The 17,181-nt window shown below is 67.6% G+C and carries 13 protein-coding genes and 1 other RNA gene; 9 read left to right on the top strand and 5 right to left on the bottom strand.

What is annotated here, in order from left to right; all coding sequences use genetic code 11:
• The first annotated feature begins 66 nt into the window (after nucleotides 1-66).
• Nucleotides 67-1,512 carry a diguanylate cyclase gene (locus V5B60_RS08515; RefSeq protein WP_332346621.1) on the top strand — a complete coding sequence of 482 codons (1,446 nt, stop codon included), beginning with the start codon at nucleotides 67-69 and terminating at the stop codon, nucleotides 1,510-1,512.
• Nucleotides 1,513-1,569: 57 nt separating this feature from the next.
• Here the strand turns inward: V5B60_RS08515 and V5B60_RS08510 are convergent, their stop codons facing one another.
• Nucleotides 1,570-1,896 (bottom strand): hypothetical protein, encoded by a 327-nt coding sequence (locus V5B60_RS08510; RefSeq protein WP_332346620.1) that lies wholly within the window; start codon nucleotides 1,894-1,896, stop codon nucleotides 1,570-1,572.
• Nucleotides 1,897-2,175: 279 nt separating this feature from the next.
• Between V5B60_RS08510 and V5B60_RS08505 the strand changes: the two genes are divergently transcribed.
• The 5 genes from V5B60_RS08505 to V5B60_RS08485 all read left to right on the top strand — a co-directional run bounded on the left by V5B60_RS08505 (nucleotide 2,176) and on the right by V5B60_RS08485 (nucleotide 10,076).
• Entirely contained in the window at nucleotides 2,176-3,093 is a 918-nt protein-coding gene (locus tag V5B60_RS08505; protein WP_332346619.1) for a fructosamine kinase family protein, read from the top strand.
• Between the two features lie 49 nt (nucleotides 3,094-3,142).
• Entirely contained in the window at nucleotides 3,143-4,804 is a 1,662-nt protein-coding gene (locus V5B60_RS08500; protein WP_332346618.1) for a CorA family divalent cation transporter, read from the top strand.
• A gap of 138 nt (nucleotides 4,805-4,942) precedes the next feature.
• Entirely contained in the window at nucleotides 4,943-7,621 is a 2,679-nt protein-coding gene (locus V5B60_RS08495) for a cation-translocating P-type ATPase (protein WP_332346617.1), read from the top strand.
• Between the two features lie 3 nt (nucleotides 7,622-7,624).
• Nucleotides 7,625-9,166, top strand: coding sequence for a bifunctional aminoglycoside phosphotransferase/ATP-binding protein (locus V5B60_RS08490; protein ID WP_332346616.1), 1,542 nt, complete (start codon nucleotides 7,625-7,627; stop codon nucleotides 9,164-9,166).
• A gap of 541 nt (nucleotides 9,167-9,707) precedes the next feature.
• On the top strand, nucleotides 9,708-10,076 hold the full coding sequence (locus V5B60_RS08485; RefSeq protein WP_332346615.1) for a hypothetical protein: 369 nt from the start codon (nucleotides 9,708-9,710) through the stop codon (nucleotides 10,074-10,076).
• Nucleotides 10,077-10,295: 219 nt separating this feature from the next.
• On the opposite strand, the gene ssrA is transcribed toward V5B60_RS08485, so the two are convergent.
• The 4 genes from ssrA to V5B60_RS08465 form a co-directional block, all read right to left on the bottom strand.
• Nucleotides 10,296-10,601: a transfer-messenger RNA gene (ssrA, locus tag V5B60_RS08480) on the bottom strand.
• 6 nt (nucleotides 10,602-10,607) lie between these two features.
• Nucleotides 10,608-10,934 (bottom strand): flagellar hook-basal body complex protein FliE, encoded by a 327-nt coding sequence (fliE, locus tag V5B60_RS08475; protein ID WP_332346614.1) that lies wholly within the window; start codon nucleotides 10,932-10,934, stop codon nucleotides 10,608-10,610.
• 99 nt (nucleotides 10,935-11,033) lie between these two features.
• Nucleotides 11,034-12,404, bottom strand: a complete 1,371-nt coding sequence (locus V5B60_RS08470) for a sigma-54-dependent transcriptional regulator (protein WP_332346613.1) — start codon at nucleotides 12,402-12,404, stop codon at nucleotides 11,034-11,036.
• A gap of 14 nt (nucleotides 12,405-12,418) precedes the next feature.
• Nucleotides 12,419-13,597 (bottom strand): sensor histidine kinase, encoded by a 1,179-nt coding sequence (locus tag V5B60_RS08465; protein ID WP_332346612.1) that lies wholly within the window; start codon nucleotides 13,595-13,597, stop codon nucleotides 12,419-12,421.
• A gap of 105 nt (nucleotides 13,598-13,702) precedes the next feature.
• Between V5B60_RS08465 and fliF the strand changes: the two genes are divergently transcribed.
• The 3 genes from fliF to fliH are packed head-to-tail and all read left to right on the top strand — an operon-like array spanning nucleotide 13,703 to nucleotide 17,175.
• A complete protein-coding gene (fliF, locus tag V5B60_RS08460; protein WP_332346611.1) occupies nucleotides 13,703-15,436 on the top strand; it encodes a flagellar basal-body MS-ring/collar protein FliF in 1,734 nt (577 codons plus the stop codon).
• The gene (gene fliG, locus V5B60_RS08455; protein WP_332346610.1) at nucleotides 15,426-16,424 is read left to right on the top strand and encodes a flagellar motor switch protein FliG; all 999 of its coding nucleotides are present in this window, start codon (nucleotides 15,426-15,428) and stop codon (nucleotides 16,422-16,424) included. Before fliF ends, fliG begins: the two co-directional genes overlap by 11 nt.
• Before the next feature lie 13 nt (nucleotides 16,425-16,437).
• The gene (gene fliH / locus V5B60_RS08450) at nucleotides 16,438-17,175 is read left to right on the top strand and encodes a flagellar assembly protein FliH (protein WP_332346609.1); all 738 of its coding nucleotides are present in this window, start codon (nucleotides 16,438-16,440) and stop codon (nucleotides 17,173-17,175) included.
• Nucleotides 17,176-17,181: the final 6 nt, after the last annotated feature.

The raw sequence follows: 17,181 nt of genomic DNA, 5'->3' as shown, positions 1-17,181 counted from the left end.
GCGGGCAGCGGCCACCGCCGGCCGCGCTCGGCGCGACGACGGCCGGGGTGCAGCCGGAGAGAACGCATGACGAGTCATGAGACGCTGCCGGTCGACAATGCGGTCGTCCCGGTAGCGGGGCTGCTGCAGTTGCTGATGCCGGCCAACGCCGTCGGCTTCGCGATCAAGGGACTCGACGGACTCTATCGACTTGCCAACCCGGTGATCGAAGCATTGCTCTGCCGCCCGGGCGACCGCCTCGCCGGCAAGTCGGAGGCGGACATCGTACCGCCCCCGGCGCACAACCTGCTCGCTGAATGCGACCGGCGCATCCTCGCTGGCGAGGCCGCGGCGTGGACCCGCATCGAACTGGTGCACGGCGGCCAGCGCCGCCGCTACGCGTGGCTGAAGATGGCGATCCTGGCGCCTGACCGGACGCTGCAGGCGATCGCATCGCTGGTCGAGCCGTTGCAGCGGCGCCACGTGTCGCTGGCGGCGAAGGAAACGCTGCAACGCTTGCAGGAGGCGAATCGGGATCTGCAACAGATGGTGGTCGAGCTGGAGCAGGCAGCCAGCACCGATCGCCTCACCGGCATCTGGAACCGGCGCCGGCTGGAGGAAAGCGTGCGCACGGAAATGGAGCGCATGGCACGCTATGGACATTCGCTCTGCCTGCTGTTGATCGACGTCGACCACTTCAAGCGGATCAACGACGAGCACGGCCATGCCACCGGCGACGCCGTCCTGCAACGCCTGACGACGCTGCTGCAGGGAGCTCTGCGCAAGGTCGATTCGCTCAGCCGCTGGGGCGGCGAGGAGTTCGTCGTCCTCTGCCCGAACACCGCCAGGGCAACCGCTGCAGCGGTCGCCGAGCGGCTGCGGCGGGAGGTCGCAGCGGGCGACTTCGCCACCGTCGGCAAGGTCACGGTCAGCGTCGGGGTCGCCGAATGTGCTGCCGGAGAAAGCTGGGAGGAATGGTTTGCGCGTGCCGACGCCGCGCTCTATCGCGCCAAGGACGCCGGCCGCAATCAGATCCGTCTGGCGCCGGAACAGGCGGGCAGCGACGGCTACGTGGTCGCCAACTTCGTGCAACTCGTCTGGCACGCGGCATACGAAAGCGGCAACGAGATCGTCGATCGTGGCCACCGGCGGCTCTTTGCCGACGCCAACCGCCTGCTCGCGGCGATTCTTTCCGATCGGCCGGGAAATGGGCTCGAGCTCATCGTCGACCAGTTGCTCGCCGGCGTCGTCGAGCACTTCCGCGATGAGGAAGCGGTCTTCACCGCTGCCGGGTTTGCCGGTGCCAGCGAGCACTCGCTGCTGCACCAGGGGCTGACCAGCGAGGCGCATGAACTGCTGGCGAGCTACCGCGCCGGTACGCGCGGCGTCGGCGACGTCTTCCAGTTTCTCGCCTATGAGGTGGTGACGAAGCACATGCTCGGCGCCGACCGGATGTTCTTCGACTGCCTGCGGCCAGCAACGGCAGCGGCGGTCAATCCGGCGGTGGCGATCGCGCCGGGCAATGCGCGGTGAGGTCGACGCCAGCGCGCGCGTCCGGGCCGCGCGCCGCCGGCAGGCGACGAACGAGCCTTACTTGCCGACTGCCGCCTTCGCCCTGTCGGCAGCCTCCTTGGTCGCATCGGCGGCTTCCTTGGTCGCATCGGCGGCCTTGACGACCATCTCCTTGCCGGCCTCCTTGGTCGCCGCAACTGCCTCCTTGCCAGCCTCCCTGGTGGCCTCGGCAGCGGCGCCGACCGCCTCACCGGCCTTCTTGGCGGCTTCATCGGCCTTCTGCTTGGCCTCCGCGGCAAGTCTCGCGGCCTCTGCCTTGGCGGCTTCGGCTTTCCGCGCATCTTCGCCACAACCGGCTAGACCGATCGCAAGCAGGGCAGCGACGAGAATCAGGCGAATCTTCATGGGTTTGGCTCCTGGAATGAAAGGTCCCGGCGGGACACCGGCAGGCGAGCGGCGGCGTCACGTCCCGCCTCCGGACAGCGCGCCGGCGGCACGCCGAGCGCGCGCGGATGGCGCGGCAGGACGACATGGGGCGTGTATCAGATCACATTCGCCGGCATCCGTAAACCCTCTGGCCGTTGCTGGCCGTCGGTCGATGAACGGCGCGTGTCGACCGCCGACGACAACCCCGATGCCGGCCGTGGACCGGCAGCAGCTCCGTCCGGCCTTGCCCGAAGCGCCATGAGCGCGAGCCACCGAGTCCTCGATGCCGATCTCGATGCCGCCTTGCGCGCGCTGCTCGGCGCCGACGGCGACGCCGTCGCCGCGCTCGACTCGGTCAGCGAAGTCGGCGGCGGATCGATCTCGCGCACGCTGGTGGTGCGCGGCGGCCAGCGCCGCTGGTTCGTCAAGCTCAACGACGCCAGCCTGGCGGCGATGTTCGCCGCCGAAGCCGACGGCCTGGCGGCGCTGGCAGCCTGCCCCGCGCTGCGCGTACCGGGCGTCTGCGGACACGGAGTCTGTGGCCGAAAGGCCTTCCTGGTCCTCGAGCACCTGCCGCTCGCTCCGCTGCGCGGGCAGGCACCGGGCGCGGCCGCTGGACGGGCGCTGGCGGCGCTGCACCGCATCACCGGCAGCCAGTACGGCTGGCCGCACGACAACTTCATCGGCCGCAGCCCGCAGTACAACGCCGTGCAGCCGACCTGGCCGCTGTTCTTCGCCCGCCAGCGACTGCTGCCACAACTGGCAATGGCAAAACGGCATGGCCAGCCGGCGCGGCTGATCGCCGGTGGCGAGCGCCTGGTCGACGCGCTGCCGGCGCTGTTCGTCGATCATCAGCCGCAAGCGAGTCTGCTGCACGGCGATCTCTGGTCCGGCAACGCCGCGCTCGACGAGAAGGACCGGCTGGCGCTCTTCGATCCGGCCGTGTACTGGGGCGATCGCGAAACCGATCTGGCGATGAGCGAGCTGTTCGGTGGCTTTCCCGACAGCTTCCACGCCGCCTACCGCGACGCCTGGCCGCTGGCCGACGGTTCTGCGCAACGCAGGCTGCTGTACCAGCTCTACCATGTCCTCAACCACCTCAATCTGTTCGGCGGCGGCTACCTGCAACAGGCCGAGCGGATGATCGGCCGGCTGCTGGCCGACATCGGCGGCTGAACCGCCGGTCGATGTACCGGCTTGCGGCGCCCCGCCCCGGAGACGAGCGATGACCATCGCCAACCGCGAACACGAACAACGGGTCGTCCACTTCCGGCAGATCCTGCTCTGGCCGCTGCAATTGATGCCGCTGGCCGCCGGCAGCCCCTTGCAGCAGCACCACCAAGTGCTGGCCGAGGAGAGCAGCCGCCAGCCGTGGCACGAACTGGCCGACGAGTTCTCCGGCGACCCCGGGCAGTTCCAGGAACGCCACTACAGCGAGTTCGTCACCTTCCTGCCCTACGTGCAGCGCTTTCTCTACGGCGAAGGAGGCAACGACGACTGCGGTCGACAGCTCGGCGGATCACCGATCCGGGTCTTTCGCCGCGACGACGTGGCGCAGGTACGGATGAGTTTCAAGGACAGTGATACGCCGCTTTGCTTCGCCATCGTCCACATCGATCTCTACTTCTTCCACGACATCGACGTCGTCATCCTGGTCGTCGAGATCGCCGCCGACGATCTCGACCTGCGGCAGGTGCAGGACACGCTGTACCGTTTCGGACGCGCCTATCCGCCCTACTGGGACGAGGATGGCAGCGGTGGCCACTGCCTGCGGCTCTGTGAATGGCTCGCCGCCGATGGCCGGGTGCTCGCCACCTCGGATTACGAGAAGCGCCGCAAGTACCTGACTTTCGTCAGCCGCTTCCGCGCCCCGTGCATCGCATCGCACTGGGAGTTCCTGCTGCGGCCGCTGGTGCTGCACCACTCGGATGAGGAAGGTCCGGTGCGTTACCGGCAGATCGAGTATCACCGCATGCCACTGCTCGCCTATCTGGCGATGGACGACCCGCGCCGCCTCGATCGCGGCGATTTCGCCCGCCTGGTACTGGTCGGCGGTCCCGGCAAGGGCGGTTCGCTGCCCTACTCCGACCAGCACCTCGAGGATTTCGAGGCGCGCTTCTGCTACGACCGCTACTGGCATCCGCAGGCGGCGCAGGGCGGCACGCGGCTGCTCTCCTGCGGTCATGCCTGCATCATGGTGGGCAGTGCCCGCGACGCGTACTTCAGCGGCGCCGAGAACGGGCTGCTCGGGCAGTTCCGCCACCAGTTCTTTCTCCTCGCCCTGATTCCCCACTTCCACAAGGCGGCCCTGCTGATGCTCTCGGATCGTCTGGTAACGGCCCTCAACCGGCTGCAGATCGGCAACGCCGAGTCGGTGAAGACCTTCAAGCGCGACATCCGCGAGGTGCTCGAGGTGTTCCTGCGCTTCACCCACCGCTACTGGTTCAACGAGATCTCCGATCAGGCGCAGGCGCGCGCGCTGTTCGCCATGACGCGCAGGCACCTCGGCACCGAGCGCCTGTACGCCGAGCTGCGCGAGGAAATCCAGGACATGAGCCAGTACCTCGACAGCGACAGCCTGCGTCGGCAGGCGAACACCGTCGTGCGGCTGACGGTGGTCACCACCGCCGGCCTGATCGCGACGATCAGCACCGGCTTCCTCGGCATGAACCTGATCGACGCGGCGCAGGAACCGCTGCCGGAGCGCCTCTTCTTCTTCGCGCTGGTCTTCGTGCTGTCGGCGCTGCTCACCGGTTTCGCGATCGTCCGCTCGAAGCGGCTGTCGGATTTCCTCGAGGCGCTGTCGGACGAGCGCCTGCCGGCAGGAGACAAGCTGGCGACGCTGCTCGCCGTCTGGCGCGGCAGGCGGCCGCCACGCGGCAGCTGAACGGCGGCGCCAGACCCGGACCCGGCAGCAGCTGCCAGCAGCAGAAGGCCTGACCGTTGCGTGGGGTGTCGCGCGGGGATGCTTTCCTGCCGCCAACGGTGTAGATTGTCGTCCTGATCGCTACGAGAGTTCGCGCGCGTGCGGGTTCATTCGCTGACAGTCGAGCAGGCTCTGGCCAGCCTGAACAGTTCGTCCACCGGACTGCCTGCCGCCGAAGCGGCACGCCGCCTCGGCGAGTTCGGCCCGAACCAGCTCGTAGAGGTCGAGCAGAGGCATCTGCTGCTGCGCTTCGCGCAGGAATTCACCCATTTCTTTGCCATCGTTCTCTGGATCGCTGCCGGCCTTTCGTTCGTTGCCGAGCATTTCGACCCCGGCCAGGGAATGGCCAGGCTGGGGCTGGCGATCGTCGGCGTCATCGTCATCAACGGCGTCTTCTCGTTCTGGCAGGAGTACAAGGCGGAGCGGGCGGTCGCCGCCCTGCGCCGCCTGCTGCCGCACCGGGTGAAGACGCTGCGCGCTGGCGAGATCAACGGCATTCTCGCCAGCGAACTGGTACCCGGCGACATCGTCCTCCTCGAAGAGGGCGACTTCGTCCCCGCCGACTGCCGCCTGATCGAGGTTGCCGGGCTGCGCGTCAACCTGTCGACGGTGACCGGCGAGTCGCTCGCCAAGGCGCGCACGCTCGAACCCTCCGGCGAGGAGTCGCCACTGCAGGCGAAGAACATCGTTCTCGCCGGCACCTCGGTCGTTTCCGGACAGGCGCGCGGCGTGGTGTACGCCACCGGCATGCGCACCGAGTTCGGCCGCATCGCCCACCTGACGCAGACCGCCGGCGAGGCCAGCTCTCCGCTGCAGCGCGAGATCACCCGCCTGTCACGCATCGTCGCCGGCCTGGCCACCGGGATCGGCGTGCTGCTCTTCCTGGTCGGCCAGGCGATCGGACTGCCGACCTGGGAGAACCTGCTTTTCGCCATCGGCATCATCGTCGCCAACGTGCCGGAAGGACTGCTGCCGACCGTCACCCTGTCCCTGGCCATGGCGACACAGCGAATGGCCAGGCGCAACGCGCTGGTGCGCCATCTGCCGGCGGTCGAGACGCTCGGCTCGACCACCGTGATCTGCAGCGACAAGACCGGCACCCTGACGCAGAACCGGATGTCGGTACAGCGCGTGTGGATCGGCGGCGGCATGCTGTCCTGCGGCGAACTGGCGCAGCGCGCGCCGGCGCTGCTCGAGCATCGCGCGCTGTTCGTCAATGCGGCGCTCTGCCACGACCTGAAGGAGATCGATGAGCACGGTCGCCAAGGACTGCGTGGCGATCCGATGGAGATCGCGCTGGCCGCGGTCGGCCGCCAGTTTGCCGGCGACCTGGCCGGCTTCAGGCGTGTCGCCGAGATTGCCTTCGATACCGACCGCAAGCGCATGTCAGTGATCTGTGACACGCCGCAGGGCCGCATGCTCTACTGCAAGGGAGCCCCCGAAACGGTGCTCGCCGGCTGCAGTTGCGTGCACTCCGATGCCGGCGTGGTGCCGCTCGACACTGTCGCCCACAGCCGCCTGCTGGCGGCGCAGGACGAAATGGCGGGCCAGGGCCTGCGTGTGCTCGCCTTTGCCCATCGTGCCGTCGACCAGCAGGGCCCACCTGGCGAAGAGCAGCAGATGGTTCTCGCCGGACTGATCGGCCTCGAGGATCCGCCGCGGCCGGAAGTGCCGCAGGCGATCGCCCGCTGCCGGGAAGCCGGCATCCGGACGATCATGGTCACCGGCGACCACCCGCGCACCGGACTGGCGATCGCCCGCCAGATCGGCCTGATCAGCGGCGAAGCACCGACGGTGGTCAGCGGCGAGCAGCTGCGGCTGATATCGCCGACGCAACTGCAGCTGGCGCTCGATGCGCCCGAGATCCTGTTCGCCCGCGTCGCCGCCGAGCAGAAGATGCGCATCGTCGAAGCGCTGCAGAACAAGGGCGAGATCGTCGCCGTCACCGGCGACGGCGTCAACGACGCACCGGCGCTGAAGGCGGCGGACATCGGCATCGCCATGGGCATCGGCGGCACCGACGTGGCGAAGGAGGCCGCCGACCTGATCCTGCTCGACGACAACTTCGCCAGCATCATCGCGGCGATTGAGGAAGGGCGGGCGGTGTTCGAGAACATCCGCAAGTTCCTGACCTATATCCTCAGCTCGAACATCCCCGAGCTGGTACCCTACCTGGCTTTCGTCCTCTTCCGCATTCCCCTGCCACTGACCGTCATCCAGATCCTGGCCGTCGACCTCGGCACCGACATGCTGCCGGCGCTGGCGCTCGGCGCCGAGAAGCCCGACCCGGCGGTGATGCAACGCCCACCGCGCCAGCGTGGCGAGCGGCTGTTGTCGTGGGGCCTGCTCGCCCGCGCCTACCTCTTTCTCGGTGTCCTCGAGGCGACGGCGGCGATGCTCGCCTTCTTCTTCGTCCTCGATGCCGGCGGCTGGCAGCATGGACAGACGCTCGACCGCATCGACCCGCTGTACCTACAGGCGACCTCCGCCTGCCTGGCGACGATCGTCGTCATGCAGATGGTGAACCTCTACCTCTGCCGCCACCCGCGACGGTCGATCCTCAGCTATGGTCTTGGCGGCAATCGATACCTGCTGCTCGGCATCGCCGCCGAGGTGGCGATGATCCTGTTCATCCTCTACACACCGCCCGGCAACTGGCTCTTCGGCACGGCGGCGATCGGCAGCAGCAGCTGGCTGCTCGCCGCCGGCTGCGCCGTCCTGATGTGCTTGCTCGAGGAGCTGCGCAAGGCTTGGCTGCGCCGCGGCCAGCGGAGCTGAGGCATGTCGCCGTCGCTGCCGCCACTGATCAGCGCCCTGCTCGACCCGGCACGTTATCCACACCCGGTGACGACGGTCGAACTGATCGAAACCCATGCCTCGTGGCTGCTGCTGGCAGGCGCCTTCGCCTACAAGATCAAGAAACCGGTCGTCATGCCCTTCCTCGACTACGGCACGCTCGAGCGGCGCCACGCCTGCTGCGAGGCCGAACTGCGCCTGAACCGCCGCTTTGCGCCGCAACTCTATCTGGCGGTAGTGCCGATCGCCGGCGAGCCCACCGATCCGCGGATCGGCGGCACCGGCGAGGTGACCGAGTACGCCGTCCGCATGCACCGCTTCGCCGAAGGTCGCCGCCTCGACCGGCTGTGCGCCCGCGGTCAGCTCGGTCGGCAGCACATCTCCGACCTGGCTGCGACGCTCGCCGCCTTCCACGCCACGGCCGCCGCCGCCTTGGCCGACTCGCCTTTCGGCGAACCGGCACAGGTCCTCGCACCGGCGCTCGCCAACTTCGACGAACTGCGCGAGCTGCTGCCCGGCGACCAGGCAGCGGCACGCCTCACTCGTCTGCGCGAGTGGACGCAAACCGAGTTCGACCGCCTGCGGGCGCGGTTCGTCGCCCGCAAGGCGGACGGCCGCATACGCGAATGCCACGGTGACCTGCACCTGGGCAATCTGGTCATGATCGACGGTCGGGTGACCCTTTTCGACTGCATCGAGTTCAGCGAGGCATTGCGCTGGATCGACGTCGCCAGCGAGATCGCTTTCACCTACATCGACCTGCTCGACCATCGCCAGCCCGGTCTCGCGTGCTGGCTGCTCAACGAATGGCTGGCCTGCAGCGGCGACTACGAGGCCGTGCCGATGCTGCGCTTCTATGCCGTCTATCGTGCGCTCGTGCGGACCAAGGTCGCCGCCATCCGCAGCCGTCAGGATGGCGCCGATGAAGGCCAGGCAGACGGCTACCTGGCGCTTGCCGAGCGCCTCCTCGCACCGCCGCCGCCGCGCCTGATCATCGCCCATGGCGTCGCCGGCTGCGGCAAGACTCGCGCCGCGCGCGACCTGCTGCTCGCCGATGCGGCATCGGCGACGGTACTTCTGCGCTCCGATGTCGAGCGCAAGCGGCTGTTCGGACTGGCCGCCGCTGCCGACAGCGGATCGCCGGTGGACGGCGGCATTTATTCCGCTGCGGCCAGCGAGCGCACCTACGAGCGCCTGGCCGAGCTGGCACGGGACCTGCTCGCCGTCGGCTGGTCGGTGATCGTCGACGCCGCCTTCCTCGAACGCCGCCGGCGCGCAAGCTTCCGCCAACTCGCCACCGGTGCTGGCGCAGCCTTCTTCATCGTCGCGCCAGCGGCGTCGCCCGGACAGCTGGCGGCACGCATCCGCGGCCGCCTCGCCAAGCGGCGCGACGCCTCGGAAGCCGACCTGAACGTGCTTGCCCGCCAGTTGGCCCGCGTCGAAGCATTGGGCGACGACGAACGGGCACAGCTGCTGCCGGTTCGGCACACGGTCCCGGGCCAGCCGCACCACCGACTGCAGGCGTGACGGGTTCTCTCGCCACGGACCTTGCCGCCCGATTACCCGACGCCAGGAAAATTTCTGTCGAGAAACTTTACACCCGAACCCTGCCCATCACCGGGGCGCATCTGCAGGATCCTGCTTTAATGAGTCAATTGACAAGACCATCGCGGCTAGCACAGTTCTTGCTGTCTGCTGATGCAGGCGGGCGCATGGCGAACGGACTTGGTGGTTCGCCGTCACGGGACGCGCTCGGAGAGGGTGCCCGCGCGTGCGACGGGCTGCGGCTGCGGCCGCGGCGGAGCTTCCCGACAGGTGCTTCCGGCACGCGCAGCGAAGCACCCCCGGCGCTCCCCGGACGACCTGCGCAAGCAGGCGTCAACCGGTCAACAGATCAACAATTTGCAGTAGCCTTCGAGAAGATGGGGAACGTTTCTTCATGTGCCTGTCGGCACCAATGCCGTAGCTCCAGGCGAGCAGACCGCGCAGCGGTCCACAAAGCCTTGAAGTGGCGTACAATCGCCCTTGGCTTCGGCGCTTCTCGTCTTGCATGGATTGGGGTAACACCATGAATATCCTGAACAATTGGAAGATGCTCGATCTCGTCACCCGTGATGGGGAGGAGCTGGTGTGCATTGAGGGACGCGTCTACGGGAGCAACCCACGCTTTCCGTCGTCCTCGCACATCCGGACCTCGCCGATCACCGCCTACACCCTCGATGGCAATTCGATGATCGTGACGACGCGCCGCGGCTCCGAGTACGTGCTGGGCAAACCGGAACCCACTGAAACCTTTGCCCAGCAGCGCCTGCTGCGACGCTTGTCGCGGCTGACGCCAGCCACCGCCCGGAGCTTCGATGGGATCGAGTCGCAGCTCACCGGCTTCGACGACAGCGCCCGGCAGAAGCGTCCGCTCGCCACCGCCAATATGGGCTGAACGGGCGGCAGGCAGCCGTCCGGACTCGCAGCGAAGCACCCACGCCGCCTGCCCGTCGCGGCAGCGGTTTCATATCGGCGGGCCGGCAATGTGACGCCGCTACCACCACCCCGAATCCCCACCACCGCAGGCCGCCAATCCGGCGCGACCCTCCCGATGTCGGTTGCCCCCCGCACGCACCCACGTCCGGGCGCGCATGCGCCCAGCGTGGCCGGAAAGTGACGGCGGGGGCCGTAGCCCCCGCCGATAGCCATTCTGTTTATTGGACGGCTACGTCCTCAGCAGGCCTCAAGCGGCCAGTGCGAAACGCTCATCGTTGGCGTTTGTGGATTTGCTCGGATTACGTCCGTCGCCTTTCGGGTCGCCTGCGCGCCATCTCTCGCCCTGTCGAAACCAGTACACCCCCGCAGTGGTGGAGGTGGCGGGAATCGAACCCGCGTCCAGAACGCATCCGGTTTGCCGGAATTACGACCATGTGCCGAATTATGGATGCCGGCTGTCGAAAACTCAAGCCCTGATCTTCGCAGCGTCTCAGACCTGCATGTTCATCACATCCTGGTACGCCGACACCAGCCTGTTGCGTACCTGCACCATCTCCTGAAACGAGATGCTGGCTTTCTGCAGTTCGATCATCACGTCGTGCAGGTCAGCGCCGCCACTGCCGGCGGCAAAATTTGCCGCCATCGCATCGGCGCGCTGCTGCGTCTGGCTGACCTGCGCCAGCGATGCCTGCAAAACCTGCGCAAAATCCACCGGCGCACCGGCGGCGGCCGTGACGGGCGCCGGCACGGCGCGACCGGAAGCCGCAGCCGAGCTGGCACGCAGCGCGCTCAGTACCTGATCGATGCCCTTGTCCATTCCTTCCTCCAGCGACTGCCTGATCAATGCACAGCCGATACTAGCAAAAATTGCGCCACCGTTGGCGCCACGTTTCGGCCAACGACCGGTCCGGCATCCTCAGGGCTCGAGGAAGCCCTCGTCGCGGTATTGCCTCAGCTTGTGGCGCAGCGTTCTTTCCGGCATCCCGAGACGTTCCCCGGCGAGCTTTCGCGATCCACCGACGGCCGCGAGGGTCGCGAGGATGTGCTGCCGTTCGACGTCGCGCAGCTCTGCCGTGTGCCGGCTGCCGAGCGGCAACGCGCCAGCGCTCGTCGCCGCCGGTGCCGGCAGCAGCGGTGCTGCGGCCGGATCGACCGGGCGCTGCGCGCCAAGGAGCAACGCAGCGACCTCGACGACTTCTGCCGCGGCCAGGATCACCGCCCGCTGCATGACGTTCTCGAGCTCGCGGACGTTGCCCGGCCAGGCGTAGCGCTGCAGGGCATCCTCGGCGGCCGGTGCGAGCCGCAGGCCGGCGCGACCGGCGCGCGCGCCATGCGTCGCCAGGAAGTGCCGCGCGAGCGGCACGATGTCGCCGATACGCTGGCGCAGGGCGGGAATCAGCAACGGAAACACGTTCAGCCGGTAGAACAGGTCCGCACGGAAATGGCCACTGGCGACGGCGTCGGCGATGTCCCGATTGGAGGTGGCGATGATGCGGATGTCGAGGGACACTGGCTTCTTGCCGCCGACCCGCTCCACCTCACGCTCCTGCAGGACGCGCAGCAGCTTGGCCTGCAGCGGCAGCGGCATCTCGGTGATCTCGTCGAGCAGGAGCGTACCATTCTGCGCCTGCTCGAACTTGCCGGCCTGCGAACTGTGGGCGCCGCTGAAGGCGCCCTTCTCGTGCCCGAAGAGCGTCGCTTCGAGCAGGCTGTCGGGAATCGCCGCACAGTTGATGGCGACGAACGGGCCCGCGCAGCGCGCCGAGCACTGGTGGATATGGCGCGCCACGACCTCCTTGCCGACACCACTCTCGCCGCTCAGCAACACCGTCGCATCGGTCTGCGCCACACGCCTGGCGAGCGCGAAAAGGTTTTTCGACACGGCGTCGACGGCGATCATGCCCTGCTCGTCGATCTTCTCCGGCAGACGGTAGCGCAGTACGTGCTCGAGCAGCGCCTGCGGCTCGAAGGGCTTGAGGAGGAAATCGCAGGCGCCGGCCCGCATCGCCTCGACTGCCCGATCGACGTCGGCATAGGCCGTCATCAGGACGACCGGCAACTGCGGCAGGCGACTGCGGATTTCCCTCAGCAGCGTGATGCCATCCATCGGCAGCATGCGCACGTCACTGACGACGAGCGCGACCTCGCTGCCGGCCAGCACCTGCAACGCCTCATCGCCACCGCCGGCGGCGAGGATGGGCTGTCCGGCAAGTTCGAGGGTGTCGCATACCGCCTCGCGCAGCGCGGCATCGTCCTCGACGACGAGGATTGGCAATCCCCGGCCCATCGTTTCCACTCTCCTCAACCCTCCCGCTGCGTCGTCGATTCGAGCGGCAGCAGGAGCACGAACTCCGACCCCTGACCGCGGTCCGAGTCGAGCTCGATGTTGCCGCCGTGGGCGCGCGCGACGCCGAGAGCGATCGCCAGTCCAAGCCCGGTACCCTGGGCACGGGTCGTGAAAAATGGCTCGAACACCCGCGCCTGCACCTCGGGAGCGATTCCCTGCCCGGTGTCGCGCACACCGATTCGCAACTGCCCGTCGCCGGTGCGTGCCGTGAGCGTCACCTCGCCACCGGCCGCGCAGGCCTGCAGTGCGTTCTCGAGCAGGTTGACCAGCGCGCCCGCCAGCGCCTTGCGGTTGCCGACGAGCTGCTCCTGTGCCGCCGGGCAGTGTACCCGATAGGCGACGTCCTTCTCCCGGAACAGCGGTTGCACCGTCTGCGCTGCGTCGGCCAGGACTTCAGCCACCATCATGCGGCCACTGCCGGCCCGTTCGCCACGGGCAAAGAGCAGGACCTCGCGGATCAGGCGCTCGAGCCGCCTGAGCTGGGCCGTCGCCTTCTCGGCGAAACGGATGCGGGCAGTGTCCGTCAGTTCGGGCTGGCACAGGTTGGCACTGTAAAGCAGCGCGGTCGCCAGGGGCGTACGCAGCTGATGCGCCAGTGACGCCGCCATCTCGCCCATCGCGACGAGGCGCTGGTTGCGTGCCAGCTCGGTCTTCAGCCCGTGCGCGGTGGTGACATCGTGCACGATGATGATCCGTCCGCCAGTCGAATCGATCGGGCTCTCGACGATCGCGACCCGGCAGGTGCCTGACTGCCACTCCGTCGGAGTCTCGGTGGCCAGCAACAGGCTGCTCACCAGCACCGGCCACAGCTGATCGACGAGGTCATGCCCGAGGATGCGGCGTGCCGCCGGATTCGCCTGACTGACCCGCGCATCGCCGTCGAGGACGATGACTCCGGCCGGCAGTGCATTGAGCAACAGCCGCAGGCGTTCGGCCAGGGCCTCCTTGGCGTCATGCTGCCGCCGCAACTCGCCGTTGGCGGTCGCCAGCTCGGCGGTCAGCGACTCGACGCGACCCTGCAGACCCTCATAGGCCATCGTCAGCGCCTGCGAAACCTGGTTGAAGGCGTCGAATGCGCGCTGCAGTTCCTGCGCTCTGCCATCCACAACTGACGGTTGCCCGGCATCGATCATCGAATTGAAGGTCCAAATCCAGAAACAGCTACAATAGCAGACTAATTATCAGCCTTTTTTCGCTTTTTGCCTGCCTGCGCGCAGGCCTTTGACCCGAACGCTGGCATGGCGGCAGCCGGAACCGAGACCACCGAAACAGCAGTCGCGAGCGCTCCGCTGGATCGGGCGCGCGCCGCCTTGGCACGCCTGGACAACCGTCAGAAAGTGGTCCTGATGGTCGCCATCGCGGCTCTGGTCGCGCTGCTCGTGGCAGCGGCGACGCTCCTCCGACAGAGCGAGTTCCGCATCCTCTTCTCCAACGTCGGCGAACGCGATGGCGGCGCGATCATCGCGGCGCTCGAACAGATGAACGTGCCCTTCCGCTTCAACGACTCGGGCAGCGCGATCCTGGTCCCCGCCGCGCGCGTCCACGATGTCCGCCTGCGACTCGCGTCACAGGGACTGCCACGCGGTGGAGCCGTCGGCTTCGAGCTGATGGAAAGCCAGAAATTCGGCATCAGCCAGTTTGCCGAGCAACTCAACTACCAGCGCGGACTCGAGGGCGAACTGTCGCGCACCGTACAATCGATCGCCGCGGTCGAGGCAGCGCGCGTCCATCTGGCGATCCCGAAGCCGAGCGTCTTCATGCGCGAGGAGCTCAAGCCTTCGGCCTCGGTGATGCTCAGGCTGTACCCCGGCCGCTCGCTCGACGGCGCGCAGATCGCCGGCATCCAGAACCTGGTTGCGGCCAGCGTCCCGCAATTGGCGGCGTCGAGCGTGACGCTGCTCGACCAGAACGGCACGCTGCTCTCACAGATGAAGAGCAAACTGCTCGAAGCCGGCCTCGATCCGACACAGGTCAAGTATGTCAACGAGATCGAAGCCAGCATCATCAAGCGCATCGAGGACATCCTGACGCCCATCGTCGGCGCCGGCAATGCACGGGTACAGATCGCCGCCGACATCGACTTCTCGCAAAGCGAGCACACCGCCGAGACCCATCGTCCGAACACGACTCCGCCGGAGATCAGCATCCGCAGCCAGCAGACGAACGAGACCGCGAGCACCAGCCCGACGGCGCAGGGAGTCCCCGGCGCGCTCAGCAACCAGCCGCCGGTGCCGGCGACCGCACCGCTGACACAACCGCCGGTGCCACCCGCACCCGGCGCCACTGGCGCCGCCCCGCCGCTGCCGGGACAGATCAATGCCGCCGGCGTCCAGGCACCGATCGCCAGTGTCGGCCAGCCGCTGAACACGAGCAAGAGTTCGACGATCAACTACGAGGTCGACAGGACGATCCGCCACGTCAGACAGTCGGTCGGGACGATCAGGCGGCTGTCGGCAGCGGTGGTCGTCAACCAGCGCAAGGACACCGCCAAGGATGGCAAGTCGGTCAGCAAGCCGCTGCCGGACGCCGAGCTGAAGCAGATCAGTGATCTCGTCAAGGAAGCGATGGGATTCAGCAAGGACAGGGGCGACACGATCTCGGTGGCAAACGCACCGTTTACGGCCATCGAGAAGGACGACGGCGTGCCGCTCTGGCGTGACCCGGAAACCATCTCGCTGACAAAGGAACTCGTCAAGTACGGGGTGATCGCGGCCATCATCGCCTACCTGCTGCTCGGTGTGGTGCGACCGCTGGTGCGGACGATGGTCGGTCCACCGGCCAGCGAGAAGACTCTCGGCAGCCAGATCGATGTCCGCGCAGAAGAGGAAGGCGAAGGGGCAGGCATCGAACATGTGCCGACGGCGAGCGAGTTGCTGGAAAGGAAGCTCGCCGAGGTGCGCGCCATCGCACAGCAGGATCCGCAGGCGGTAGCCAACATCATCAAGGAATGGACGGGCGCCAATGCCAGCTGAGGACGGAATCGAGAAGAGCGCCATCCTGCTGATCGCCCTCGGCGAGGACTACGCCGCCGAGGTGCTCAAGCACCTTGGCCCAAAGGAGGTGCAAAGACTCGGCCAAGCGATGGCAACGCTGAAGTCGGTCCCGCGCACGCGCGTCGATGAGGTGCTCAGCGAGTTCCAGAAGTCCGCCGAGGAATCGGCAGCGGTCAACGTGGACACCGACGCCTACGTGCGCTCGGTACTGACCAAGGCACTCGGCGACGACAAGGCGTCGAACCTCATCTCGCGCATCCTGCAACCGGGCGACACCAACGGCATCGAAGGCCTGAAATGGATGGATGCGCCGACGGTCGCCGACCTGATCCGCAACGAGCATCCGCAGATCATCGCGACGATCCTCGTGCACCTCGCGCATGACCACGCCAGCGACATCCTGAACCAGTTCCCGGAGCGCCTGCGCAACGATGTGGTGCTGCGCGTCGCGACCCTCGAGGGAATCCAGCCGGAGGCCCTGCGCGAGCTCAACGACGTCATGCTGCGCCTGCTCGCGGGCTCCGCCAGCATGAAGAAGGCGGCCAAGGGCGGCGTGCGAACCGTTGCCGAGATGCTCAACTTCATGGGCACCGCCAATGAGACCGCGGTCCTCGACTCGATCCGCGAGTACGACCCGGACCTGGCGCAGCAGATCCTCGACGAAATGTTCGTTTTCGAGAACCTCCTCGACCTCGACGATCGGGCCATCCAGTTGCTGCTGCGCGAGATCCAGTCCGAGTCGCTGATCCTGGCGATGAAGGGTGCAACCGAAGCGCTGCGCGAGAAGATCTTCCGCAACATGTCGCAGCGCGCCTCCGAGATGTTGCGCGAAGACCTGGAGTCGCGCGGTCCGGTCCGAGTGTCCGAGGTCGAGGCCGAACAGAAGGAGATCCTCAAGGTCGTCCGCCGGCTGGCCGATGAGGGACAGATCGTCCTTGGCGGCTCCGGCGGCGGGGAAATGATCTGAGAGCGACGGGGCGATGAGCGACGGAACGCCACGCGACAAGAGCACCGCTTATCGACGCTGGCAGGTCGCAGTCTTCGACCGCCCGGCAACCGGCATCCCGGCGGCCGGCCCGCCGACCGACTCGGCGCCGCCGCCGCAGGCGCCAGCAGCGGCGTCGCCGGAACCGGCGGGGCAAACCGATGCGGCTGCGGAGGCAGCGGTCGCGCGGCCGACTGACGAGGAGATCGAGCGTGTCGTAGCCGAGGCGCACGCGGCTGGCCATGCGGCTGGCTATGCGGCTGGCTATGCGGCCGGCCAGGCCGAAGGACTCGGCGACGCCCGGGCAGAAGCGGCGAAGCTCGCCATCGTGCTGGACAACCTGCGACAGGCAGTCGCCGGCATCGAGCAGGAGATCGCCGACCACCTGCTGGCGCTGGCGATCGAAATCGCCAACCAGGTGATGCGGCAGAGCCTGCGCCTGCAACCGGAACTCATCCTGCCTCTGGTCAGGGAAGCGATGACTGCGCTGCATCCGCATCAAGGCCAGCCGCAGCTCTTCCTGCACCCCGACGATGCCGCTCTGGTGCGCGCCCGACTCGGCGAGCAACTCGCCCACGGCAACTGGCGGATCAGCGACGACAGCACGCTGACTGCTGGTGGCTGTCGCGTCGAACTCGGCGCCAGCGAAGTCGATGCGACCGTCGAGACCCGCTGGCGGCGCGTCATCGAAGCCATCGGCGTCAACCCCGAGTGGCTCAGGGAACAAGCGTGAACCGGC

Source organism: Accumulibacter sp. (assembly GCF_036625195.1).
In the GTDB taxonomy this organism is placed as follows: Bacteria; Pseudomonadota; Gammaproteobacteria; order Burkholderiales; family Rhodocyclaceae; genus Accumulibacter.
This window is presented reverse-complemented; position numbering and strand designations above follow the sequence as displayed.

Coding starts and splice junctions, on each gene's coding strand:
- V5B60_RS08515 (WP_332346621.1), top strand. CDS start 67: ATGACGAGTCATGAGACGCTGCCGGTCGACAATGCGGTCGTCCCGGTA.
- V5B60_RS08510 (WP_332346620.1), bottom strand. CDS start 1,896: ATGAAGATTCGCCTGATTCTCGTCGCTGCCCTGCTTGCGATCGGTCTA.
- V5B60_RS08505 (WP_332346619.1), top strand. CDS start 2,176: ATGAGCGCGAGCCACCGAGTCCTCGATGCCGATCTCGATGCCGCCTTG.
- V5B60_RS08500 (WP_332346618.1), top strand. CDS start 3,143: ATGACCATCGCCAACCGCGAACACGAACAACGGGTCGTCCACTTCCGG.
- V5B60_RS08490 (WP_332346616.1), top strand. CDS start 7,625: ATGTCGCCGTCGCTGCCGCCACTGATCAGCGCCCTGCTCGACCCGGCA.
- V5B60_RS08485 (WP_332346615.1), top strand. CDS start 9,708: ATGAATATCCTGAACAATTGGAAGATGCTCGATCTCGTCACCCGTGAT.
- fliE (WP_332346614.1), bottom strand. CDS start 10,934: ATGGACAAGGGCATCGATCAGGTACTGAGCGCGCTGCGTGCCAGCTCG.
- V5B60_RS08470 (WP_332346613.1), bottom strand. CDS start 12,404: ATGGGCCGGGGATTGCCAATCCTCGTCGTCGAGGACGATGCCGCGCTG.
- V5B60_RS08465 (WP_332346612.1), bottom strand. CDS start 13,597: ATGATCGATGCCGGGCAACCGTCAGTTGTGGATGGCAGAGCGCAGGAA.
- fliF (WP_332346611.1), top strand. CDS start 13,703: ATGGCGGCAGCCGGAACCGAGACCACCGAAACAGCAGTCGCGAGCGCT.
- fliG (WP_332346610.1), top strand. CDS start 15,426: ATGCCAGCTGAGGACGGAATCGAGAAGAGCGCCATCCTGCTGATCGCC.
- fliH (WP_332346609.1), top strand. CDS start 16,438: ATGAGCGACGGAACGCCACGCGACAAGAGCACCGCTTATCGACGCTGG.